The following is a 22,444-nucleotide window of genomic DNA, read 5'->3' on the forward strand; positions in this document are numbered from 1 at the left end:
GAAGAAGGTCAGCGCGGGATGCGGTGCCGGATCAGGTACAGCGGGACGAAGAAGATCACCGCTCCGGCGATGAGGGCCATCGGCAGCTGGAAGGCGCGGAAGGCGAAGTCCGACCCGGTGGGCGGGACCAGCAGCGCCACGATCGCGGAGCCGGCCACCGCGAGGCGCCGGTAGCGGATCCGCGCGGTGGAGGCGGCCAGCGGGATCGCCGCCCAGAGCAGGTACCACGGGTGCACCGTGGGGCTCAGCAGCACCACGGCGCCCAGCCCGCACCCCACGCCGGTGATCGGGTCGATCCGCCCGCGCAGCGTCCCGAACAGCAGCCAGACACAGATCACCCCGGCGAGGACGCCGCCGAGCGCGTGGGTCAGCGCGAGCACCTGGTCGGTGTGGTCGCCGAGCCCGGCCAGGATGCCCAGCTGCCCGCCCAGCAGGCCCAGGTCGGTGCTCACCGCCACCCAGCTGCGGATCAGCGTGGGGATGTCCAGCGTGTACACCCAGCCGAAGCCCAGCCCGGTGCCGAACGCCACCGCCGCCGTGACCGGGATGGTGATCCCCGCCATGGCCAGCCCGACCTTGGCCACCTCGCGGAACCCGCCGCCGCGTTCCCTGGCCACCCACATGCCGAGGAAGCCAAGCGCCAGCTCGGCCGGCACCTTGATCCCGGCCGCCAGGGTGATCAGCACGGTGCCGAGCACCCACGATCGGGCCATCCCGATCTCCAGCCCGGCCAGCATCAGCCCGAGCATCAGCGCCTCGTTGTGCACCCCGCTGAACAGGTGGAACAGCACCAGCGGGTTGGCGACGCCGAGCCAGAGCGCGGACCTGGGGTCCAGGTCGAGCCGCTTGGCCAGCCGGGGCAGCGCCCACCAGATCAGGGCCAGCCCGGCGAGCGCCAGCAGCCGGTGCGCGAAGATGCCGAGCACCACGTCGTTCCCGGTCAGCGCGGTGATGCCGCGACCGAGGTAGAGGAACAGCGGGCCGTACGGCGCGGCGGTCGAGCGCCAGATGGTGGGGATGCTGCGGGTCAGCGGGTCGTCCACGCCCAGCGCGTCGGCCGGCCCGAGCTGGTAGGGATCCAGCCCCCTGGCCGCGATCGCGCTCTGTGCCAGGTAGCTGTAGACGTCCTTGCTGAACAGCGGCGGCGCCACGAACAGCGGCAACGCCCACAGCCCCATGGTCCGGGTGATGTAGCCGTGGGCCAGCGGGGTGCCGCCGTTCTGGTCGCGCTTGAGCATCCGGCCCAGCCACAGCCAGCCGAGCACCACCATCGCCATGCCGGCGTAGGTGATCGCGATGGACACCGTGGCGTTGCGCGAGGGCAGCCCCAGCAGCCGCAGCCCGAACGCCGGATTGGGCACCGGCAGCGCGCCCGCGCCCAGCGAGCCGACGGCCATGAGCAGCGAGCCGGTCATGCCGAACCGGCGCACGGCGCGCGCGCTGGGGTGGTGGTTCGGCCTGGTCGGGGCCTGCTCGCGCGGTGGCGCCGCTTCGTGTGAGGTGCTCAGCTCGGGCGCCGCCATGGTGGGAAATCGTATGGCAGACCCGGCCGCGCTCCCTGATCGGGTGGTGCCGGCGACGTGCGCTGTGCCGGCCTGGTCAGTCACGGCGCCGGTGTGGCTGGTCGTCGGGCATATCGATTGGCTCGCTCGCGTCCCGAGCACAGGCATTCGCTGTGTGGTTCAGGTGCGAGCAGGTGCGGTATCAGCTCCCGGATCAAGGTCAGCGGCGACGCCTCCGCGGTACGGTCCTCGGCGCCGGACGGGATGGCGGCCAGGCATGTCGGGCACCGTGGACCGGAAGGGCCGGCGAGGACGCTCGTTCGGAGCATGATCCGGTGACAACCGATGGCCGGTAGTCCGACCGGGCCAGGCTCGGTGGCCGCCGCGATTGCCTCTATCCACACCGCATGGGTGTGTAGGTCGTCGGCGCAGGTCAGCCATACGTAGGGACGCGGGGCGCCGCTCACCGGGTACTCAAGCCCCGCCGAGCACGCTCCCGCCGGGCCGCGCGCTCGGTCATATGGCGGAGTACCCAGAGAACGCCGAATGTCCCGAGGCCGCTGATCAGGACGGTGATGGCGAGCGCGGCGGTCACCTGCCACCACGGCACGATGTCGGATGGTGTCACGGTGATTTAGTGCACCGTCCAGGGATCTTGACAGATACCCCCGACGTCACCCCCGGGCTGCCCCATACTTACCCCAGTGATCCACTCCTAGCGGGAAGACGGAACCGTCGTGGACGCGATGAAAGCGCGGGCTGACAGGGCTGTTGGCGCAAAGATCAGGAAGGCGCGAGAGTCCCGAAAGTGGACGCGATCGCGGCTGGCCAACGAGCTCAACCGCGCCAGCGGGTTGGTTACGACCGCGAAGTACGTGGCCCGATGGGAACTGGGGGAACGGCGTCCCGGCTACGTGTGGGGACCGGTCCTCGAACGCGTCTTGGACCTGGACTTGGACGCGATCGAGTCGCGGGCGCAATCCGCTGCCTTGCCCGCTTCACAGCGTGCCGACCAGCGCCACGGTCATGATCAAACGGACGAGCCCGCCGGCGACGATGCCGTGCATGCGGCCATTCCGCGGCTGCGGCGGGCGCTCGACAGCATTGACCTGCCTGACGACGGGCTCACCCGCTCGAACCGCGAGCTGGTCGGTGAGGTCGCGAGAATGATCGATCACCGGCTCGAGGCCCGTTACGCCGTGCTGGCCTGGCGGTTGCCCAGTTTGATCTCCGAACTCGCAAGGGCCGCCCAGACGAGCGTTGGTCACGACGCGCGCCAGGCCGCCGCGCTGCTCACCCTCGCCTTCCGGGCCGCTGATGGTGTCGCCTACAAGTACGGATACATGGATCTGTCCGCCCGGATCATTGACCTGATGCGGACCTCGGCCATCGCAGCCGAAGATCCGTACCTGCTCGCCGCGGTCTCATACGTACGTACCGAGACCTTCTTCGCCACAGGTGACCTCGCCGTGGCCTCCCGGCTTCTGAACGCCGCAGCGGATGAGCTGCCGTCCGGCCCAGGGGCCGGGGCGGCCGCTGCGGCGGCGTATGGCGCGCTGCACATGCGTGCTGCGGTCGTTGCGGGGCGCGCCGGCAAGCCCGATACCGCACGGGCGCACCTCGATGAGGCCCGCCGCGCCGCTCACCTGGTGCCCGAGGACGTCTATTTCGGTACCGCCTTCGGCCCCTCGTCGGTCCGTGTCCATGAACTCGCGGTGGCCGTCGAACTGGGCGACAGTCCGGCGGCCGTCGAGCGGGCGGCAGCCTGGCACCCGCCCGAGCATCTCCCGGCAGAACGGCGCTCGCACTACTACATCGACCTCGCCCGCGCACAACTCCGACTCGATCACCACGAGGATGTGCTCCTCTGCCTGCACGACGCCCGGGCTATCGCGCCGCTGCACGTCCGTGGACACCCGCAGGTCCACGACACGCTGTCCACCCTGCTGCGCACCTCTCGGTCTACCGATGACCGGCTGCTGGAGATCGCAACCTGGGCTGGTGTGCGCTGACGTTACGCACGAAGCAGCAGATCGGGCAGCTGCGTAAGAGAGTCGATCACCCAGTCCGCGTTCTCTCGGGTGACCGGGTCATCGGACCACAGGTACCCCCATGGTCCTCGCCGGATGATGGCCGCCCGCAGGCCCGCCGCCTTCGCGGGCAGCACATCATTGTGGAGATGGTCGCCGACGTACACGATCTCCTCCGCCCGGCCGGGCGCGGCGCCGATGACCCGTTCGAAGAAGCCCGGGTCTGGCTTGGACACACCCCACTCGCCGGACGTGCCGATGAAATCCACGGGCAGCTCCAGGGCTCGCAGCAGCCGTGCTGCTCGGGCCGTCTGGTTGCCGGCGATGCCCACCCACAGGCCACCGGCCCGTAGCGCCGCCAAACCGGATCGGACGTCGGGGTAGAGATCAGTCTCGTCGATGTGCTCACCGCGGCCGGCTTCCTCCCGCCGCCGGCGCTCGCGGGTCAGGTCGAAGCCGGGGCGGAAGTACTGGAACGTCTCGGCGTTGTCCCGGCCCATCACGGTGACGGCACCGAGCACGGCCGAGAACGTGTGTCGAGGGACACTGATCCAGTCCGCCCAGGCTCCCCACTCGCGCGAGTCGTCCAGCAGCGTTTCACCCACGTCGAACACGACGGCGCGCACCATGCCCCACTTCTACGTCACCGAAGCTCGACGGCCGAGCCAGGACACGCCCGCAGCCCTCCATGGGCGGCGGCTTGACAGTCCGGTAAGGGGAGGGTCGACGATCGCCGCCGTGAGCGTGCTGCTGACGATCGGCGACTTCTCCCGCATGACGTACCTGAGCGTGAAGGCGCTGCGGCACTATCACAAGATCGGCCTGCTGGAGCCCGCCGAGGTGGACCGGCACAGCGGATACCGGCTCTACCGGCCCTCGCAGGTCGCCACCGCGCAGGTGATCCGGCGGCTGCGGGACCTGGGCATGCCGCTGGACGCGGTGGGGGAGGTGCTGGCCGCGCCCGACCTGGACGCCCGCAACGCCGCGATCGCCGAGCACCTGCGGCGGATGGAGCGGCAGCTCGACGAGCTGCGCGGCACCGTCGCCTCGCTGCGAGTGCTGCTGGAGCGGCCGTCGGTGCCGATCGAGGTCGAGTACCGGTCGGTGCCGAGCGTCCGGGTGCTCGCCATCGAGGGGCGGGTCGGCATGGCGGACTCGGGCGCCTGGCTGCTCGCGGCGCGCGACGAGCTGCGCGCGGCGGTCCCGAACTCGCGGCGGGCCGGAACGGACGGGGCGCTGTACTTCGCCGACTTCTTCCAGTCCGACGCCGGCCGGGTGACCGCGTTCGTTCCCGTCACCGACCCGGTACGTGCGAGCGGGCGGGTCGAGACGGGAGAGCTGCCGGCCGCCGAGCTGGCGGTGACGGTGCACAGCGGTCCGGCCTCGGACGTGGACCGCACGTACGGGGCGCTGGGCACGTTCGTCGCCGAGCGGGCGATCGGGGTGGAGGGTCCGATCCGGGAGCACTACCTGGTCGGCGCCGACGACACCGAGGTCGAGCAGCGGCATCGCACCGAGGTGTGCTGGCCGGTGTTCCGCACCGGCCACGGGTGAGCGAAGGCGGTCACGGCGCGGGGCGGTCGGGCAGCAGCCGGCTCGCGGCCGCGACCCCCGCCAGCAGGCAGGCTAGTTCCACCATCGCCAGCGCGAACGCCCTGTCGTACCCGGCGGGCGCGGCGTGGAAGAAGATGGCCCCGGTGACCGCCAGGCCGACGGTGTTGCCGGCCTGCTGCATGGTGGACAGCGCCCCGGAGACCACCCCGGACCGTCGGGGGCCGGCATGCGCCAGGACGGTCATGGTCAGCGGGGTGAGGCACAGCCCGATCCCGACCCCCACCAGCACCAGCGGCACGAACAGCGCCTCGACCGGCCCCCTGGCGCAGGCCGCCAGCGCGGCGAACCCGGCGGCCAGCACCAGCGCGCCGACGGTGATCACCACCCGGCCCCGGCGGCGGGTCAGCGCGGGCGCGCGCAGCGAGACCACCAGGTAGGCCAGGGCCTGCACGGCGAACACCGCGCCGGTCGCGGTCGGGGACAGACCCAGGCCACACTGCAGGTACAGCGCCAGTACCAGGTAGAACGGCGCCTGACAGCACCAGAAGGCGAACTGCACGGCCAGGCCGGTGCCCAGCGCCCGGTTGCGCACCAGCACCGGGTCGCACAGCGGGTCACGATCTCGCGCCGCGCGCTGCTGGGCGACGAACGCCGCGCCGGCCGCCGGGGCGGCGGCCAGGCTCACCCACGTCCAGGCCGGCCACCCCTCGGCGGGACCCTGGATCAACGGCAGCGCCACCGCCAGTAGCGTGAGGCACAGCAGGCCCATGCCCACCGGATCGAGCGCCCTGACCCGCTCGGCGGCGCGCGACTCCGGGACCAGCCGGCGGGCCAGCACCAGGGCCGAGGCGGTGACCGGGAGGTTGACCAGGAAGATGGCTCGCCAGCCCAGCCCGGCGATGTCGAGGTCGACCAGCGCCCCGCCCACCAGCTGGCCCCCGGCCGCCGCCACCCCCATCACGGCCCCGTAGACGCCGATCGCCCGAGCCCGGGCGGCGCCGGTGTAGAGCACCCCCACGATCGCCAGCACGGTCGGGCTGACCAGCGCGGCGCCCACCCCCTGCACGACCCGGGACGCGATCAGCACCGCCGCACCGGGCGCGAGCCCGCACCCCGCCGAGGCCACCGGCGAACACCGCCACCCCGACCATGAACACCCTGCGCCGCCCGACCTGGTCCGCGACCCGCCCGGCAGTGATCAACAGCACCGTGAAGCTCGCGCCATACCCCGCGACCACCCACTCCAGCTCCGCCGACCCGGCGTGCAGGTCGGCCTGGATGGCCGGCAGGGCCACCGCGACCGCGAAGAGTCCAGCACCAGCAGCGCGGTGCCGGACATCAGCACCGGCAGCGCCCACCACCGTCCCGCCATGGCCTCCAGGTGTGGACCCTCCCCGTGGAGGAGGGTCAAGCCTGGGCGCCACGCGAAGACGCAAAGGAGAACACCATGCGTGACCGAGACGGACTGCCCGGACTCCTGCACAGCGCGGAACCCCGCCCCGAGCTGGCCTCCGACCTGCACCTGTTCGGCCGGTTCGCCGGCGCGTGGCGGCTGGAGTGCAGCTTCGACATTCCCGCCGGGCGCCCGCCGATGTCCGGCGTGCTCCGGTTCGGCTGGGTCCTCGGCGGTCGCGCGGTCCAGGACGTGTGGGCCGTGCCCGGACCCGACGACCCCGCGGAAGGCACCGCACCGGGCTTCTTCGGGACCACGGTCCGGTTCTACGACGCCACCCTCGGCGCCTGGCGTTCGACCTGGATCGACCCGCCGAACAACCGGGTCCGCCGCTTCATCGGCCGCCCGGTCGGCCCGGACATCGAGCTGGTCAGCGACGAGGAACAGCCCGCGCTGCGCTGGCGGTTCACCGACATCACCCCGGACTCCTTCACCTGGACGGGCGAGCGCTCGACCGAGGCGTCGTCGGCCTGGACCCGCCAGCTGAGAATGCGCGCAACCCGGGTCAGGGAGTGAGGCCGGTCACCCCTCGGAGGGTCCGGCTTGGACGTGCGCCGGGAAATAGGCAACACTGGTGTTGTGAAAACCACCGGGGCGCCACCACGCGAGGCCGAGGGGCCGGCGCGTGAGGTCCGCGATGTCCTGGTGCCGTCCCCGACGCCCGCCGAGGGCGCCCGGGGAGCGGGGACCGACGGCGGTACCCGGGTCGCGGTGGCCAGGCTGCTGCTCGAACGCGGCCCGATCACGGCCGTCGACGTGGCCGCCGAGCTGGAGCTGAGCGCGCCGGCCGTGCGCCGGCACCTGGACGCGCTGATCGCGCACGGCGAGGCGACCACCCGCGAGGCGCCCAGGCGCGGCCGCAGGGGCCGGGGGCGTCCTGCCCGGCTGTTCCTGCTCACCGAGGCCGGTCGGGTGCGGTTCGGCCACGGCTACGACGACCTGGCGGTGGCCGCGCTGCGGTACCTGGCCGAGACGTCCGGGCGCTCGGCCGTGCGCTCGTTCGCCGAGCGGCGCGCCGCCGAGCTGGTCGCCGGCGAGCGGGCCAGCATCACCTCGCGGGCCACCGTGGCCGGACGCGCCGCCGCGCTGGCCGCCACGCTGACCGCCCAGGGCTACGCCGCCGGCACCCAGAGCACCGGCAGCGGACAGCAGTTGTGCCAGCACCACTGCCCGGTCGCGCACGTCGCCGCCCAGTTCCCGGAGCTGTGCGAGGCGGAGACGATGGCGTTCGCCGAGCTGCTCGGCACCCACGTGCAGCGGCTGGCCACCATCGCGCGCGGGGACGCCGCGTGCACCACCCACGTCCCGCTCGGGGTCGTCGACGGTTTCGCCAGGAAGGGCGAGCCGGCGGGGCCCGAGCGGATCACACCCACCACAACATCCCGAAAGGGAGGCAGCGCGTATGACTACCGCTCCTGAGCGGACAGCCACGCCGGCCGAGCCACTGACCCAGGAGGAGACGATCGCCTCCCTGGGCAAGTACGCGTTCGGCTGGGCGGACTCCGACGAGGCCGGCGCGAGCGCCCGCCGCGGCCTGTCGGCCGAGGTCGTCGCGGACATCTCGGCCAAGAAGAACGAACCGGAGTGGATGCTCGAGAGCCGTCTCAAGGCGCTGCGGCTGTTCGACCGCAAGCCCATGCCCCACTGGGGCGCGGACCTGTCCGGCATCGACTTCGACAACATCAAGTACTTCGTCCGGTCCACCGAGAAGCAGGCCAGCTCGTGGGAGGACCTGCCGGACGACATCAAGAACACCTACGACAAGCTGGGCATCCCGGAGGCGGAGAAGGCCCGGCTGGTCGCCGGCGTCGCCGCCCAGTACGAGTCAGAGGTCGTCTACCACAAGATCCGTGAGGACCTCGAGGAACAGGGCGTCATCTTCCTGGACACCGACACCGGGCTGCGCGAGCACCCGGAGCTGTTCGAGAAGTACTTCGGCTCGGTCATCCCGCACGGGGACAACAAGTTCTCCGCGCTCAACGGGGCCGTCTGGTCCGGCGGGTCGTTCATCTACGTGCCGCCGGGCGTGCACGTGGAGATCCCGCTGCAGGCCTACTTCCGGATCAACACCGAGAACATGGGCCAGTTCGAGCGGACGCTGATCATCGTCGACGAGGGCGCCTACGTGCACTACGTCGAGGGCTGCACCGCGCCGATCTACTCCTCGGACTCGCTGCACTCCGCGGTGGTCGAGATCGTGGTGAAGAAGGGCGGCCGCTGCCGCTACACCACCATCCAGAACTGGTCGAACAACGTCTACAACCTGGTCACCAAGCGGGCCAAGGCCGAAGAGGGCGCGACCATGGAGTGGGTCGACGGCAACATCGGCTCCAAGGTCACCATGAAGTACCCGGGCGTGATGCTGATGGGCGAGCACGCCAAGGGTGAGGTGCTCTCGATCGCGTTCGCCGGCGAGGGCCAGCACCAGGACGCCGGCGCCAAGATGACGCACCTGGCGCCGAACACCAGCTCCACGATCATCTCCAAGTCCGTGGCCAGGGGCGGCGGGCGCACCTCGTACCGGGGCCTGATCCGGGTGAACCCGAGGGCGAAGCACTCGCGCTCGACGGTCAAGTGCGACGCGCTGCTGGTGGACACCATCAGCCGCAGCGACACCTACCCGTACAACGACATCCGCACCGACGACGTGACCATGGGCCACGAGGCCACCGTGTCCAAGGTCAGCGAGGACCAGCTCTTCTACCTGATGAGCCGGGGCCTCACCGAGGACGAGGCGATGGCCATGGTGGTGCGCGGGTTCGTCGAGCCGATCGCCCGCGAGCTGCCCATGGAGTACGCGCTGGAGCTGAACAGGCTGATCGAGCTGCAGATGGAGGGTTCTGTCGGATGACGGCTCCGGAAGTTGCGGGGTTGGCGCCGGAGTTGTCCGGCGCGAAGGAAGGCTCCGGCGAGGTCCCCGTCGCGAGCGCGGGGGAGCGGTTCACCTCCTACGACGTGGATGCGTTCGAGGTTCCCGGCGGGCGCGAGGAGAACTGGCGGTTCACCCCGATGCGCCGGCTGCGCGGGTTGCACAGCGTCGACCCAGACACCGCGAAGCTGGACGGCACCGCCGAGATCACCGTCGGCCCCGGTGAGGGCGTGACGGTGGAGACGGTGGCCGCCGCCGACCCTGCCGCGGACCCGCGCATTGGCGAGGCCGGCACGCCGGCCGACCGGGTCGCGGCGCTGGCCTGGTCGGGGGCGCCGAAGGCCACGGTGGTCACGCTGGACGGCGTGACCGAGCCGGTGCCGATCACGGTGACCGGCCCCGGCGTCGAGCAGGCCGCGCTGGCCCACCTTCAGATCAGGGTCACCACGCACACCGAGGCGGTGGTGGTGCTCGACTACGCGGGCTCCGGCGCGCTGGCCGACAACCTGGAGGTGGTGCTCGCCGACGCGGCCAGGCTGACCCTGGTGGTGATCGACGACTGGGCCGACGACGGCGTGCACGTGGGCGCCCAGCACCTGCTGGTCGGCCGGGACGCCACGCTGCGGGTGAACACCGTGAGCCTGGGCGGCGACCTGGTGCGGATCAGCCCGACGGTGCGCTTCGCCGGCCCCGGTGGAGACGCCGAGCTGGCCGGGCTGAGCTTCGCCGACACCGGCCAGCACCTGGAGCACCGGCTGCTGGTCGACCACGCGGTTCCGCACTGCCGGTCGAACGTGATCTACAAGTCCGCGCTGCAGGGGGACGACGCGCACACCGTCTGGATCGGTGACGTGCTGATCAGGGCGGCGGCCGAGGGCACCGAGACCTTCGAGCTGAACCGCAACCTGCTGCTCACCGAGGGCGCCCGCGCCGACTCGGTGCCGAACCTGGAGATCGAGACCGGCGAGATCGCCGGCGCCGGGCACGCCAGCGCCACCGGCCGGTTCGACGACGAGCAGCTGTTCTACCTGCGCTCCCGGGGCATCCCGGAGGCGATCGCGCGCCGGCTGGTGGTGCGCGGGTTCTTCAACGAGATCATCAACCGGATCTCGGTGCCGGAGGTACGGGAACGGCTGGAGGCCGCCGTCGAGGCCGAGCTGGCCGCGATCGAGCACTGACGAGCACGTTCCCACCACACACTTTGGAGCACGCACACACATGTCCACCCTGGAGATCAAGGACCTACACGTCGACGTGGCCACCGGCGACGACGGCGCGAAGGAGATCCTGCGCGGCGTCGACCTGACCGTCCGGTCCGGCGAGACGCACGCGATCATGGGCCCGAACGGGTCCGGCAAGTCCACGCTGGCCTACGCGATCGCCGGCCACCCCAAGTACGAGGTCACCTCCGGCCAGGTGCTGCTGGACGGCGAGGACGTGCTGGCGATGAGCGTGGACGAGCGCGCCCGCGCCGGGCTGTTCCTGGCCATGCAGTACCCGGTCGAGGTGCCCGGCGTGTCGATGTCGAACTTCCTGCGCAGCGCGGCCACCGCCATCCGGGGCGAGTCGCCCAAGCTGCGGACCTGGGTCAAGGAGGTCAAGCAGGCCTACGCCGACCTGGAGATCGACCCGGCGTTCGCCGAGCGCAGCGTGAACGAGGGCTTCTCCGGTGGGGAGAAGAAGCGCCACGAGGTGCTGCAGCTGTCGCTGCTCCAGCCGAAGATCGCGGTGCTCGACGAGACCGACTCCGGGCTGGACGTGGACGCGCTGCGGGTCGTCTCCGAGGGCGTCAACCGCTACCGGGAGAGCGGCGAGGTCGGCGTCCTGCTGATCACGCACTACAGCCGGATCCTGCGGCACATCCACCCCGACGTGGTGCACGTGTTCGCCGGCGGGCGGATCGCGGCCTCCGGCGGCGCCGAGCTGGCCGACGAGCTGGAAGCCGACGGCTACGTCCGCTACACCGGCACGCCCTCGGCCGCCCGGTAAACGAGGAGGAGGCGTCATGGTGGCACCACTCACCGCGCTCGATGTCGCCAAGCTGCGCGCGGACTTCGCCGTGCTGTCCCGCACCGTGCGCGAGGACCGCCCGCTGGTGTACCTGGACTCCGGGGCCACCTCGCAGCGCCCGCGCCAGGTGCTCGACGCCGAGCGGGCCTTCCTGGAGCAGCACAACGGGCCGCCGCACCGGGGCTCGCACCAGCTCTCCGAGGAGGCCACCGACGCCTACGAGTCGGCCAGGGCGCGCATCGCCGCGTTCGTCGGCGCCGAGCCCGGCGAGGTGGTGTTCACCAAGAACGCCACCGAGGGCGTCAACCTGGTCGCCTACGCGATGAGCAACGCCGCCGCGCCCGCTTCCGAGCCGGCCGCCGAGCGGTTCGCCCTCGGCCCCGGCGACGAGATCGTCATCACCGAGATGGAGCACCACTCGAACCTGGTGCCCTGGCAGGAGCTGTGCCGGCGCACCGGGGCCACCCTGCGCTGGTTCGGTGTGACGCCCGACGGCCGGCTCGACCTGGACTCCGACCCGATCACCGAGCGCACCAAGCTGGTGGCGTTCGTGCACCAGTCCAACGTGGTGGGCACCGTCAACCCGGTCGAGGAACTGGTCCGGCGGGCGCACGCGGTGGGCGCGCTGGTGTTGCTGGACGCCGCCCAGTCGGTGCCGCACGCCCCGGTCAACCTGGCCGCGCTCGGCGTGGACTTCGCGGTGTTCTCCGGGCACAAGATGCTCGGCCCGTCCGGCGTCGGGGTGCTCTACGGGCGCGAGGAGCTGCTGGCCGCGATGCCGCCGTTCCTGTCCGGCGGCTCGATGATCGAGCTGGTCCGGATGGAGGGCACCACGTACGCGCCGCCGCCGCAGCGGTTCGAGGCCGGCGTGCCGATGACCTCGCAGGCGGTCGGCCTGGCCGCCGCCGTGGACTACCTGAGCGGGATCGGCATGGAGGCGGTCGCCGAGCACGAGCGCGAGCTGACCGCCGCGGCCCTGACCGGCCTCGGCGCCATCGACGGGGTGCGCATCATCGGGCCCACGGACCTGGCGGAGCGCGGCGGCGCGGTGTCGTTCGTCGTGGACGGCATCCACGCCCACGACGTCGGCCAGGTGCTCGACGACAGGGGCGTCGCGGTCCGGGTCGGCCACCACTGCGCGTGGCCGCTGCACCGCCGCTTCCAGGTGGCCGCGACCGTGCGCGCCACGTTCGCCGTGTACAACACGCTGGACGAGGTGGACGCGCTGGTCCAGGGCGTGCGGGCGGCCCAGAAGTTCTTCGGGACGGCGTGACCGGTGAGACTTGACCAGATGTACCAGGAGATCATCCTGGACCACTATCGCAACCCGCACGGCGCCGGGCTGCGGGAGCCGTTCGACGCGGAGTCCTTCCAGGTCAACCCCACCTGCGGGGACGAGGTCACGCTGCGCGTCGTGATCTCCGACGCCACCGTGGCCGACGTGTCGTACGACGCGCTGGGCTGCTCGATCAGCCAGGCGGCCACGTCCGTGCTCACCGACCTGGTGGTCGGGCGCAGCGTCGAGGAATCCCTGCGCATCCTGGACGCGTTCCAGGAGATGGTGCAGAGTCGGGGCGAGGTGGAGCCGGACGAGGACGTGCTGGGCGACGGCGTGGCGTTCGCCGGGGTCGCCAAGTACCCGGCCCGGGTGAAGTGCGCGCTGCTCGGCTGGATGGCGTTCAAGGACGCGGTGGTGCGGGTCACCGACAGCCCAGAAGCGAACGGAGCAAAGCAATGACCGCAGACATCACGCGCGGCGCGGCTGGCATGCCCGAACCGCCGGCCCCCCGGGCGGACACCCCGAGCCTGGACGACCTCGAAGAGGCGATGCGCGACGTCGTCGACCCCGAGCTGGGCATCAACGTGGTCGACCTCGGGCTGGTCTACGACATCCGGGTGGAGGACCGGGTCGCCGTCCTGGACATGACGCTGACCTCGGCGGCCTGCCCGCTCACCGACGTGATCGAGGACCAGACCAGGGCCGCGCTGGTCAGCTCGCCCGGCGGCGGCCTTGTCGAGGACGTCAAGATCAACTGGGTCTGGATGCCGCCGTGGGGTCCCGACAAGATTACCGAGGACGGCCGCGAGCAGCTGCGCGCGCTCGGCTTCACCGTCTGAGTTATCACACCATCGGTGCAGGTCGCGGCGATTCAAGTTGCGATCTGCGCCGAAGCGCACTTATATGACGTGGAGCACGCGCCCCCTACGCTGGTACCGTCCGAGCACGCCAGAAGTACTACTTCGGTAGCAACTCTCGGCGGTACGACCTGCCGGCCCATCGAGAACCCGCAGGTCACGACCACACCTCGTTCTTCCGGCTGGACCGACATCCACCATAAGAAGGAGATGGATCGGTCCGTGAGAGGGACGACTCCGTCGCGCTCGCGCGGCAGGCTCAATGACTGAGCGGCGGTATCGCTCAGTCGTTGAGGGGGTAATGCAGTGTTCGTCGCGAAGGTCCCGCTAGAAGGCGGAGGTGGCACCGCGAACGACTCGCGGTACGGATGGACGCCGGATCTCGGTGCGTTGCTCGCCGCCGCACCGGCCGCCGATGTCCAGTTGCCGTGCCGCACCGATGACGCGGACCTCTGGTTCGCCGAGCGGCCCGACCAGCTCGGCCGGGCGCAGGCGCTGTGCCGGGAGTGCCCGATCCGTCAGCAGTGCCTGGCCGGGGCGCTCGATCGCCGCGAACCATGGGGGGTATGGGGCGGCGAGATCTTCGAGCGCGGCCGGGTGGTCCCGTTCAAGCGGGGTCGGGGCCGCCCGGCCAAGGTCAAGCCGTTCCAGGAGCCGACTGTCGCCTGAGCCGCCGCCGGCGAGGCGGGGCGCCGGTGCCTGGGGCGGCGGGGGCGAGCGCCCAGGCGTGCAGGTTCCGGTAGCCGCGCACCGCCAGCGGCCGGCGGGTCCGTAGCTGGAACCGGGCATCCTCGCCGAGCGCCTCGGCCAGGTTTCGATCCACCAGTGCAGTGCCGGGCCGGGCGTGGGCGGTCAGCCGCGCGGCGATGTTGACGGCCTCGCCGTAGACGTCGCCGAACAGGGTCACCACCGGCCCGACGGCCAGCCCGATGCGCACGTCCGGCAGCGTGTCCGACTCGGTGAGCCGCCGCAGCAGGTGCAGCGCGATCTCCGCGCCGCCCTCGGGCCGGTCGGCGACGAACAGCACCTCGTCGCCGACGGTCTTGACCACCCGGCCGTGCCCGGTGGCGACCACCTCGGCCGTGATCCCCTGGAAGTCCTCGATCAGCTCGGTGAGCTCGGCGGGACGCAGCCGGCGGGTGGCCCTGGTGAACCCGACGATGTCCGCGAACCCGACGGTCAGCTCCCGGGTCTGCGACTCGTCGGGGTCCGAGGCGAGCAGCCGCCCCGCCGCGGCGGCCAGGTGCCGGCGCCACACGTAGGTCTGCGTCTCCTCGAGCAGCGGCAGCACCCGCTTCGCGACGCCCATCACCCGCCGCGGATCCGGCCCGTCGCCACCGTTCCCGCCGCTCACCCGCTGGTAGAGCATCTCGATCTGCCAGTCGGCGAGCCCGGCCATCGCCTGCCCGATGGACCGGCTGACCGCCTCCTCGACGTCGGCGGGCACCAGGCCGGCCGCGCGCAGCCGGTCCAGCTGCCGCACCGCCTCCCGGTCGCCGTCGGTGAACACCACGGCGTCGTCGTCGACGTCGGCGAAGCCGAGCGAGCGCCACAGCCGCGCCGCCAGCTCGCGGGACATGCCCGTGTCCGCGATCAGCTGGGTCCGGGTGTACCGCCGCGGCCCACCCAGGATCAGCTCTTCCACCCGCCGGTACAGCTCGTCCCGGTCCTCGGCGCGGCCCCCGATGCCGAACAGCCGGGCTATCCCGCCCAGCCAACCCCCGTCGGGGGAGGACAAAGCTCTGTTCTTCGCCTCACTCGCCGGCGGGGCTGGATGAGCGCTCTCCGGGTGGTTGCTCTTCACTCGGTGCGGGTCGCGCTCATGTGGTGTGCACGATGAGCACATCCACCCCGGACCGGCGGGCCACGCTCTGCGGCACCGAGCCCAGGATCCGCCCGCTGAGGGTGTTCAGCCCGACGTTGCCGACCACCAGCAGGTCGGCCTCGCGCTCGCTGACGGCGTGGCCGAGCACGTCGACGGGGTTGCCCTCCAGGGCCAGGGTGTCGATCTTGGTGGCCCCGGCGGACCGGGCCCTGGCCGCCGCGTCCCGCAGCGTGGTCTCCGCCGGCGCCGAGCCGACGACCTGGTATGCCTCGTCCTTGAGGGTGTCCGCGGCCGCGTCCACCTCTTCCCGGCTGGCGGGCTCGTACGCGCACACGATGACCAGCTCGGCCCCGCTGTCGCCGGCCAGCGCGCCGGCGCGGTCCACCGCCCGGAACGAGGTGTCCGAGCCGTCGGTGCCGACGACGACCTTCTGGTAGGAGCCCATGGGGAAGCCCTCCGTCTTCGCAGTAAGACGCTGTGCCGCCGGACGCTACCTCACACTGCTCCATGTGGTGGACGCGGGAGCCCGCTGACCAGCAGCGCTGACCCCATCAGGCGAAGCCTCAGCGGCCAGCCGGTGGTGTGGAACAACCCGGCCATGGCCGCGGCGGTCCCTGCCGGGTCCGTCCGCCCGCTCAGGTAGGCGCGGTGGTGGCGCGCCGGCAGCGCGAAGAAGCCCTCGAAGAACGCCGGCAGCGACTCGGCGGGCAGCCGCAGCAGGGCCTCCAGGCCGCGCCGGCGCAGCAGGTGCACGGCGCGCGCGGCGGGCGGCCAGACCACCGCCCGTGCCCCGGCCAGCGCGGCGTCCGGGCCGTGAGCCAGCCCGTCGGCGATGGCGAGGGCCACCGAGGGGGCCAGCTGGAGGGCGGCGGCGAGCTGGTAGCCGGTCGCCGGGTGGGTGAGCGGGGCGGCGGCGCCGAAGCCGAGCACCCCGGGCGCCCGGTGGCGCGGCAGGTCCAGCGGGAAACGGACCAGCTCGCGCTCCGCATCGGCGGGCGGTGTGATGCGGTGGGCGGCCAGGCGCGCGGACAGCCGGGCGGCCAGGGTGGCGAAGTCCAGCCCGGGGCGCCGCGCCAGCGAGGTCTCCTCCAGCAGCACCCGCCCGGCGCCGAGCGGCACCGCGTACAGGAACGTCGGCGACCCCCGGCCGGGCACCTGGCGCCAGTCCATGAACAGCGCCTCGCCCTCGGCGAGCACCGGCGCGGCGACCTCGGCCGGCACCACGATCCCGACGGCCGCCTGCTGGGCGTGCGGACGCCTCGACCGCGGTCCGGCCAGCGGTTGCGCCGGGCCGCCGGCGTCGATCACCACCCCGGCCGGCGGCAGCGCACCCGGCCGTACCCGCCCGCGCTCGACCTCGACGCCGCCGGCCTCCAGTCGTTCGTCCAGGTGGCGGCGCAGTGCGGGCACGTCGAGCACGGCGTAGTCCCGGTGCAGTCGATGCGAGGTGCGCGCGACCGCCCGGCCCGGCACGCTCGCCGCGACCACCGACCGCGCCAGCCCGACCGGCAGCTCGTCCAGCCAGGCCCCGTAGGTGGCGCGCCAGGGCCGCTCCGGCGCCGGGTCGAGCAGGCGGGTGCGCAGCCCGCGCGCGCCGCACGCGGCCGCCACCGCCCGCCCCGCCGGCCCACCGCCGACCACCAGCACGTCCAGCACGGTCGGCGCCCGGTGCCGAGGTCAGCCGGCGGTGCCGGTGGACAGCACGCCGCCGTCCACCCGGACGGTCTCCCCGGTGATCCAGGACGCCGCGTCCGAGACCAGGAACCCGACCAGCCGGGCCACGTCCTCCGGGGTGCCGAGGCGCTTCATCGGGTAGGTGTCGGCCAGCTGCCGCTCGCGGCCCTCGTACAGCGCGGTGGCGAACTTGGTCTTGACCACGGCCGGGGCCACCGCGTTGACCCGGATGCCCGGCCCGAGCTGCCAGGCCAGCTCCTCGGTCAGCCGGATGATCGCCGCCTTGGCCGCCCCGTACGCCGCGATCAGGCCGGTGGAGCGGAACCCGGCCACCGAGGCCAGGTTCACCACCGCGCCGCCGTGCTCGCCCATCCACGCCTTGTGGGCCTGCTGCAGGTAGCCCAGCCCGGCCACCACGTTGATGTCGAACACCTTGCGCACCGCGTCCAGGTCGGCCTCCATCAGCGGGCCGTAGACCGGGTTCACCCCCGCGTTGTTCACCAGGATGTCCAGGCTGCCGAAGCGCCGCACGGTGGTGGCCACCGTCTCCTCCCGCGACGCCGCGTCGCCGGCGTGGCCGGGCAGGCCGAGCACCCGGGCCGCCCCGTCCGGCACGGTCTCGGCCAGCGCGGCCGCCGACGCGGCGAGCGGCTCGGCCTTGCGGGCGGTGATCGTCACCGAGGCGCCTCGGGAGAGCAGCTCGGCGGCGATGGCGTAGCCGATGCCCTGGCTGCCGCCGGTGACCAGCGCGACGCGGCCGGTCAGGTCAGGGGGTGGCGTGATCGCGGTCATGGACTCCGAGCCTAAATGGCGTGCGGGGTTCCCTTACACTGGAGGGCGTGGTCCGGACGAGCTAAGAGGCCGGGATGCCCACCCGCTACGGCGGGCGGGCCGTGTAGCCATGTCCGCGACCTGTAGGGGAGTTTCAACCCGGATGATTACCGCAACCGATCTCGAGCTGCGTGCTGGCGCGCGCACCCTGGTCGCCGGCGCGACCCTGCGCGTCGCCCCGGGTGACCGGATCGGGCTGGTCGGGCGCAACGGCGCCGGCAAGACCACCACGATGCGCGTGCTGGCCGGCGAGGGCCAGCCGTACGGCGGCGCGGCCACCGCGTCCAGCCCCGTCGGCTACCTGCCGCAGGACCCGCGCGAGGGCGACCTCACCGTCACCGCCAAGGACCGGGTGCTCTCCGCGCGCGGCCTCGACCAGCTGCTGCGCGAGATGGAGAAGGCGCAGTCCGCGATGGCCGAGCTGGTGGACGGCCCGGAGCGGGACCGCGCGGTGCGCGAGTACGGGCGGATCGAGGAGCGGTTCGCCGCGCTCGGCGGGTATGCCTCGGAGAGCGAGGCGGCCCGGATCTGCAGCCACCTCGGCCTGCCCGACCGGGTGCTGGAGCAGACCCTGTCCACGCTCTCCGGCGGCCAGCGCCGTCGGGTGGAGCTGGCCCGCATCCTGTACGCGGCCAGCGACGCCGGCTCCGGCGGCCGCTCGGCCACCACGCTGCTGCTCGACGAGCCGACCAACCACCTCGACGCCGACTCGATCACCTGGCTGCGCAGCTTCCTGCAGCGCCACGAGGGCGGCCTGGTGGTGATCAGCCACGACACCGAGCTGCTGGCCGCCGTGGTGAACAAGGTGTGGTTCCTGGACGCCACCCGCAGCGAGATCGACGGCTACAACATGGGCTGGCAGCGCTACCTGGACGCCCGCGCCACCGACGAGAAGCGCCGCCGCCGCGAGCGGGCCAACGCGGAGAAGAAGGCCGCCGCGCTGCACCTGCAGGCGGCCAAGATGGGCGCCAAGGCGACCAAGGCGGTGGCCGCCAAGAACATGGCCCGCCGGGCCGACACGCTGCTCGCCAACCTGGAGCCGACCAGGCAGAACGACAAGGTCGCGAAGATCCGATTCCCGGAGCCGGCGGCCTGCGGGCGCACCCCGCTGACCGCCGAGGGGCTGGCCAAGTCGTACGGCTCGCTGGAGGTCTTCGCCGGGGTGGACCTCGCGGTGGACCGGGGCAGCCGGGTGGTGGTGCTCGGGCTCAACGGCGCCGGCAAGACCACGCTGCTGCGCCTGCTCGCCGGCGAGGAGGAGGCGGACAGCGGCCAGGTGGTGCCCGGGCACGGCCTGCGGCTGGGCTACTACGCCCAGGAGCACGACACCCTGGACCTGGACGCGACCGTCTGGGAGTGCGTGCGCCACGCCGCCCCGGACGCGCCCGAACAGCGGCTGCGCACCCTGCTCGGCGCGTTCCTGTTCTCCGGTGACCAGCTCGACCAGCCGGCCGGCACCCTGTCCGGCGGGGAGAAGACCAGGCTGGCGCTGGCCGGGCTGGTCAGCTCGGCGGCCAACGTGCTGCTGCTCGACGAGCCGACCAACAACCTGGACCCGGTCAGCCGGGAGCAGGTGCTGGACGCGCTGCGCCGCTACGAAGGCGCCGTGGTGCTGGTGACCCACGACCCGGGCGCCGCCCGCGCGCTCAACCCGGAGCGGGTGATCCTGCTCCCTGACGGCACCGAGGACCACTGGTCGCAGGAGTACCTCGACCTGGTCACGCTGGCCTGATCCGGCCCGATCTGGGCCTGATCACCCGAACGCGCGCAATGATCACCCGGACGCGAAAGCCATTCGGCCGAACCGTTCGCCGATCTCTGTGTGGATCACCTTCCGTTGATCGGGTCCGGTGGATCATCATGTCGCCAGGAGGGGATCTGTCGGAAAGATCCTCGCATCGGCGAAGGAGGGCCGACCGCGTGGCCGACCTGAAGAAGGGTGCTCGCATCACAGGCACCCAGCGCGACAAGTTAGCCAACGACCTGAAGAAGAAGTACGAGAAGGGCGCCAGCATCCGGGCGCTTGCCGAGCAGACCGGGCGCTCGTACGGCTTCGTTCATCGTGTTCTGAGCGAAACGGGGGTACAGCTGCGCGGCCGGGGCGGGGCCACCCGCACCAAGAAGAAGTAGGTCGCGGACCACACGTGACGTGTTCTCGCCTCACTCGCCGGCGGGGCTGAGGAGCGCTCGGCGCGCTGTTCGGCTTCGTCTCGGTGTGGGTCGCGCTGTGCTGTGGCGGCCGGGCTGACCGGGTGGTTCGCCCGCCGCACGCAATTGTTGACTTGCCAATCAGTGGCAAGAATGCCTTGCTCGGGCTTCGGATGTACATCCACGCGTACCGATCCTGTGCGGATCCTGTGCGCGCGAGCGGATTGTCCGATCCGATTCCACTGAGTGAGAGCTAAGTCGCATTCTCGGTTTCGTGCGCGCACCGCGGCCGGAGGAATTCATTCCGACCGGGTCGGTGAGCGGCGTGCGGTGAGCGCCGGGACGGCCAGTAGCGCGGTGGCGCAGGCGATGCCGACGGCTGTGCGCATGCCGGTCGGGGTGTAGCCGGACAGCGCCCAGGACACCGTCGCGACCGCCGGCCCGAGCGCGATGCCGAGCTGGCGGGCCATGCTGGTGGCCGAGGCCGCGGTGGCGAGCAGCCGGGGTGGGGTGGCCGCCATGGCGGCCGCCAGGTTCGGTCCGTTGAACAACCCGGCCCCGGCGCCGAGCACGGCCAGCCGCCACGCCACGTCGCCCGGCGCCCACTCCGCGTCCAGCGGGGCCAGCAGCCCGACGCCCAGCGCCGCGAGCACCGCCCCCGCGAGGGCGGTCCTCCTGGCGCCCCAGCGGTCGGCCAGCACGCCGCCGATCGGCCCGGCCGCCGCGGTGGCCACCGCGAACGCGAGCAGCGTCAGGCCGACCACCGCGACCGGCTCGCCGAGCACCCCCTGCAGGTAGAACGGCGCGACGAACTGGACCAGCCCGATCGGGAGCATGGCGGCGAGCAGCGCCAGCAGCGGGCCGGCCAGGCCGGGCGCGCGCACCAGCGCCACCACCGGACCGGCCGAGGGCAGCCGCGTCCAGGCGGCCAGCGGAAGCGCCGCGACCCCCACCACCGCGAGCCAGCCGAGCCCGTCGGCCGCCGCCAGCGACAGCCCCAGCAGCACCGAGGCGGACGCGGACCCGAGCAGCCCGGCCTCCACCAGCCAGGCCCGGCGCGGCGCGCGCAGCGGCCCGTCGTCGGGCATGCCGACCCGCACCATGGCGATAGCGACCGCCGCAACCGGCACGTTCAGATAGAAGATCCACGGCCAGTCGAGCGTCCCGACCAGCGCGCCGCCCACCGCCGGCCCGGCGATCAACCCCAGCGGCCCGACGGTGGTCACCACCGCCATCGCCCGCCCTCGGGCCTCCGGCCGCACCATCACCGCCGGCAGCACCGGGGTGAGCGAGAACAGCATCGCGCCGAACGCACCCTGCGCCACCCGCGCGGCGACCAGCCAGCCCAGCCCCGGCGCCACCCCGACCAGCGCGCTGGCCACCGCGAACCCGCCCGCGCCGAAGGTGAACGCCGCGCGCCTGCCCACCCGGTCGACCCAGCGCCCGACCGGCAGCGCGAGCCCGATCAACGGCAGCAGGTACCCGAGCACCACCCACTGGCCCAGCGCGACCGCCGAACCCAGGTCCTCGGTGATCGCCGGCAGCGCCACCGCGACCGCGCTAGTGTCCACCCCCGCCATGAACACCGCCATCCCGGCACCCACCACCGGCCACCACCTGTTGCCCCGGGCGTCCTCGACGACCGACATCCGACCTCCAAGTAACTACACGCCCTGTGTAATTACTAAACTACACGCGATGTGAAGTTTCGCTACCCGCCCAGAGGAGTCGCCGCATGAACGCCCGAGGCCGGCGTACCCGGGCCGCGCTGCTGTCCGCCGCGCGCGAGCTGGTCGAGCGCGACGGCCTGGCCGCGCTCACCATGGCCGAGGTCGCCGAGCGCGCCGGTCGCACCCGCCGCGCCGTCTACCTGCACTTCTCCACCCGGACCGAGCTACTGCTGGCGCTGTTCGCGCACGTCGCCGAGGTCGAGGACCTGGCCGGCTCGCTGGCGCCGGTGCGCGCCGAGCCGGACCCGGTGCGCAAGCTCGACGAATGGGCCCGGCACCTGGCCCGCTACGCCCCCCGCATCCGGGCGATGGCGCACGCCGTCGACGCCATGGCGCACACTGACCCGGACGCCGGCGCGCGCGACTACTTCGCCCGCCAAGGCCAGCGCGACGACGCCGCCGAGATCGTGGCCGCCCTGCACTCCTCGGGCCTGCTCGCCGCCGCGCTCACGCAGGACGTCGCGACCGACCTGCTCTACGCGCTGTCCGCGCTGGAGGTCTTCGAACGGCTCACCGTCGACCGGGGCTGGTCACCCGACCGCTACGCCCAGCACCTGACGACCGTGCTGCGCGCCACGCTCGTGAGCGCCCGCTGAGCGACCGCTTGACCTCGACAATAGTTGAGGTTGAACACTCGGTGGAAGGAATGCGGTGTTCGGCGCGTTCGCCGGGGCGGACGAGT

At 72.5% G+C, this 22,444-nt stretch carries 22 protein-coding genes and 2 pseudogenes; 15 read left to right on the top strand and 9 right to left on the bottom strand.

The genetic code is table 11. The features are described 5' to 3' along the window. Positions 1-8: 8 nt before the first annotated feature. Complete coding sequence (gene mptB / locus N912_RS51920) at positions 9-1,523, bottom strand: polyprenol phosphomannose-dependent alpha 1,6 mannosyltransferase MptB (protein WP_051580183.1); 1,515 nt, start codon at positions 1,521-1,523, stop codon at positions 9-11. Positions 1,524-2,239: 716 nt separating this feature from the next. Between mptB and N912_RS0114685 the strand changes: the two genes are divergently transcribed. Further along, entirely contained in the window at positions 2,240-3,514 is a 1,275-nt protein-coding gene (locus tag N912_RS0114685; protein WP_028923031.1) for an XRE family transcriptional regulator, read from the top strand. 2 nt (positions 3,515-3,516) lie between these two features. Here the strand turns inward: N912_RS0114685 and N912_RS0114690 are convergent, their stop codons facing one another. Further along, entirely contained in the window at positions 3,517-4,161 is a 645-nt protein-coding gene (locus N912_RS0114690) for an HAD family hydrolase (RefSeq protein WP_028923032.1), read from the bottom strand. A gap of 109 nt (positions 4,162-4,270) precedes the next feature. Here N912_RS0114690 and N912_RS0114695 point away from each other — a divergent pair, with 109 nt between their 5' ends. Further along, positions 4,271-5,086, top strand: a complete 816-nt coding sequence (locus tag N912_RS0114695; RefSeq protein WP_028923033.1) for a MerR family transcriptional regulator — start codon at positions 4,271-4,273, stop codon at positions 5,084-5,086. Positions 5,087-5,096: 10 nt separating this feature from the next. Here the strand turns inward: N912_RS0114695 and N912_RS51925 are convergent, their stop codons facing one another. Together N912_RS51925 and N912_RS67000 are read right to left on the bottom strand one after the other, a co-directional pair. After that, positions 5,097-6,212: an MFS transporter gene (locus N912_RS51925; RefSeq protein ID WP_051580184.1), complete on the bottom strand. Its 1,116-nt coding sequence runs from the start codon at positions 6,210-6,212 to the stop codon at positions 5,097-5,099. 49 nt (positions 6,213-6,261) lie between these two features. Then, positions 6,262-6,510 (bottom strand): annotated as a pseudogene (locus N912_RS67000) (hypothetical protein); the annotation flags it as partial. A gap of 23 nt (positions 6,511-6,533) precedes the next feature. On the opposite strand from N912_RS67000, the gene N912_RS65710 reads away from it, so the two are divergent. The 9 genes from N912_RS65710 to N912_RS51935 all read left to right on the top strand — a co-directional run bounded on the left by N912_RS65710 (position 6,534) and on the right by N912_RS51935 (position 14,223). After that, complete coding sequence (locus N912_RS65710) at positions 6,534-7,055, top strand: hypothetical protein (RefSeq protein ID WP_028923034.1); 522 nt, start codon at positions 6,534-6,536, stop codon at positions 7,053-7,055. Positions 7,056-7,181: 126 nt separating this feature from the next. Beyond that, the gene (locus N912_RS51930) at positions 7,182-7,958 is read left to right on the top strand and encodes a helix-turn-helix transcriptional regulator (protein ID WP_211261269.1); all 777 of its coding nucleotides are present in this window, start codon (positions 7,182-7,184) and stop codon (positions 7,956-7,958) included. Beyond that, the gene (sufB, locus tag N912_RS0114715) at positions 7,942-9,390 is read left to right on the top strand and encodes a Fe-S cluster assembly protein SufB (RefSeq protein WP_028923035.1); all 1,449 of its coding nucleotides are present in this window, start codon (positions 7,942-7,944) and stop codon (positions 9,388-9,390) included. Before N912_RS51930 ends, sufB begins: the two co-directional genes overlap by 17 nt. Next, positions 9,387-10,586, top strand: a complete 1,200-nt coding sequence (sufD, locus tag N912_RS0114720; RefSeq protein ID WP_028923036.1) for a Fe-S cluster assembly protein SufD — start codon at positions 9,387-9,389, stop codon at positions 10,584-10,586. The genes sufB and sufD overlap by 4 nt, the downstream gene beginning before the upstream one ends. Before the next feature lie 40 nt (positions 10,587-10,626). Next, positions 10,627-11,397 carry a Fe-S cluster assembly ATPase SufC gene (sufC, locus tag N912_RS0114725; RefSeq protein ID WP_028923037.1) on the top strand — a complete coding sequence of 257 codons (771 nt, stop codon included), beginning with the start codon at positions 10,627-10,629 and terminating at the stop codon, positions 11,395-11,397. Positions 11,398-11,413: 16 nt separating this feature from the next. Further along, the gene (locus N912_RS0114730) at positions 11,414-12,691 is read left to right on the top strand and encodes a cysteine desulfurase (RefSeq protein WP_028923038.1); all 1,278 of its coding nucleotides are present in this window, start codon (positions 11,414-11,416) and stop codon (positions 12,689-12,691) included. Between the two features lie 3 nt (positions 12,692-12,694). Then, entirely contained in the window at positions 12,695-13,156 is a 462-nt protein-coding gene (gene sufU, locus N912_RS0114735) for a Fe-S cluster assembly sulfur transfer protein SufU (protein WP_028923039.1), read from the top strand. Then, a complete protein-coding gene (locus tag N912_RS0114740; RefSeq protein WP_028923040.1) occupies positions 13,153-13,536 on the top strand; it encodes a metal-sulfur cluster assembly factor in 384 nt (127 codons plus the stop codon). Before sufU ends, N912_RS0114740 begins: the two co-directional genes overlap by 4 nt. 408 nt (positions 13,537-13,944) lie before the next feature. Further along, positions 13,945-14,223 (top strand): WhiB family transcriptional regulator, encoded by a 279-nt coding sequence (locus tag N912_RS51935; protein WP_051580308.1) that lies wholly within the window; start codon positions 13,945-13,947, stop codon positions 14,221-14,223. On the opposite strand, the gene N912_RS51940 is transcribed toward N912_RS51935, so the two are convergent. From N912_RS51940 to N912_RS0114765, 4 genes are all read right to left on the bottom strand, one after another. Beyond that, positions 14,192-15,292 carry an adenylate/guanylate cyclase domain-containing protein gene (locus tag N912_RS51940; protein WP_064745253.1) on the bottom strand — a complete coding sequence of 367 codons (1,101 nt, stop codon included), beginning with the start codon at positions 15,290-15,292 and terminating at the stop codon, positions 14,192-14,194. The genes N912_RS51935 and N912_RS51940 overlap by 32 nt on opposite strands. A gap of 82 nt (positions 15,293-15,374) precedes the next feature. Then, positions 15,375-15,824 (bottom strand): universal stress protein, encoded by a 450-nt coding sequence (locus N912_RS0114755; protein WP_028923041.1) that lies wholly within the window; start codon positions 15,822-15,824, stop codon positions 15,375-15,377. A 50-nt stretch (positions 15,825-15,874) separates the two neighbouring features. Then, on the bottom strand, positions 15,875-17,035 hold the full coding sequence (locus N912_RS0114760) for a lycopene cyclase family protein (RefSeq protein WP_028923042.1): 1,161 nt from the start codon (positions 17,033-17,035) through the stop codon (positions 15,875-15,877). 21 nt (positions 17,036-17,056) lie between these two features. Continuing rightward, on the bottom strand, positions 17,057-17,845 hold the full coding sequence (locus N912_RS0114765; protein ID WP_028923043.1) for an SDR family oxidoreductase: 789 nt from the start codon (positions 17,843-17,845) through the stop codon (positions 17,057-17,059). 172 nt (positions 17,846-18,017) lie between these two features. Between N912_RS0114765 and N912_RS67005 the strand changes: the two are divergent. The 3 genes and pseudogenes from N912_RS67005 to N912_RS0114775 form a co-directional block, all read left to right on the top strand. Beyond that, positions 18,018-18,566: pseudogene (locus tag N912_RS67005) on the top strand (ATP-binding cassette domain-containing protein); the annotation flags it as partial. 123 nt (positions 18,567-18,689) lie between these two features. Next, positions 18,690-19,616, top strand: a complete 927-nt coding sequence (locus N912_RS67010) for an ABC-F family ATP-binding cassette domain-containing protein (protein WP_425415297.1) — start codon at positions 18,690-18,692, stop codon at positions 19,614-19,616. Between the two features lie 188 nt (positions 19,617-19,804). Beyond that, positions 19,805-20,014 carry a helix-turn-helix domain-containing protein gene (locus N912_RS0114775; RefSeq protein ID WP_028923045.1) on the top strand — a complete coding sequence of 70 codons (210 nt, stop codon included), beginning with the start codon at positions 19,805-19,807 and terminating at the stop codon, positions 20,012-20,014. Between the two features lie 317 nt (positions 20,015-20,331). On the opposite strand, the gene N912_RS0114780 is transcribed toward N912_RS0114775, so the two are convergent. Continuing rightward, positions 20,332-21,681, bottom strand: coding sequence for an MFS transporter (locus tag N912_RS0114780; protein WP_028923046.1), 1,350 nt, complete (start codon positions 21,679-21,681; stop codon positions 20,332-20,334). Positions 21,682-21,767: 86 nt separating this feature from the next. Between N912_RS0114780 and N912_RS60330 the strand changes: the two genes are divergently transcribed. Further along, complete coding sequence (locus N912_RS60330) at positions 21,768-22,358, top strand: TetR/AcrR family transcriptional regulator (protein WP_028923047.1); 591 nt, start codon at positions 21,768-21,770, stop codon at positions 22,356-22,358. Positions 22,359-22,444 lie beyond the last annotated feature (86 nt).

It is taken from the genome of Actinospineispora acaciae DSM 45401, from assembly GCF_000620785.1.
Taxonomy (GTDB): domain Bacteria; phylum Actinomycetota; class Actinomycetes; order Mycobacteriales; family Pseudonocardiaceae; genus Pseudonocardia; species Pseudonocardia acaciae.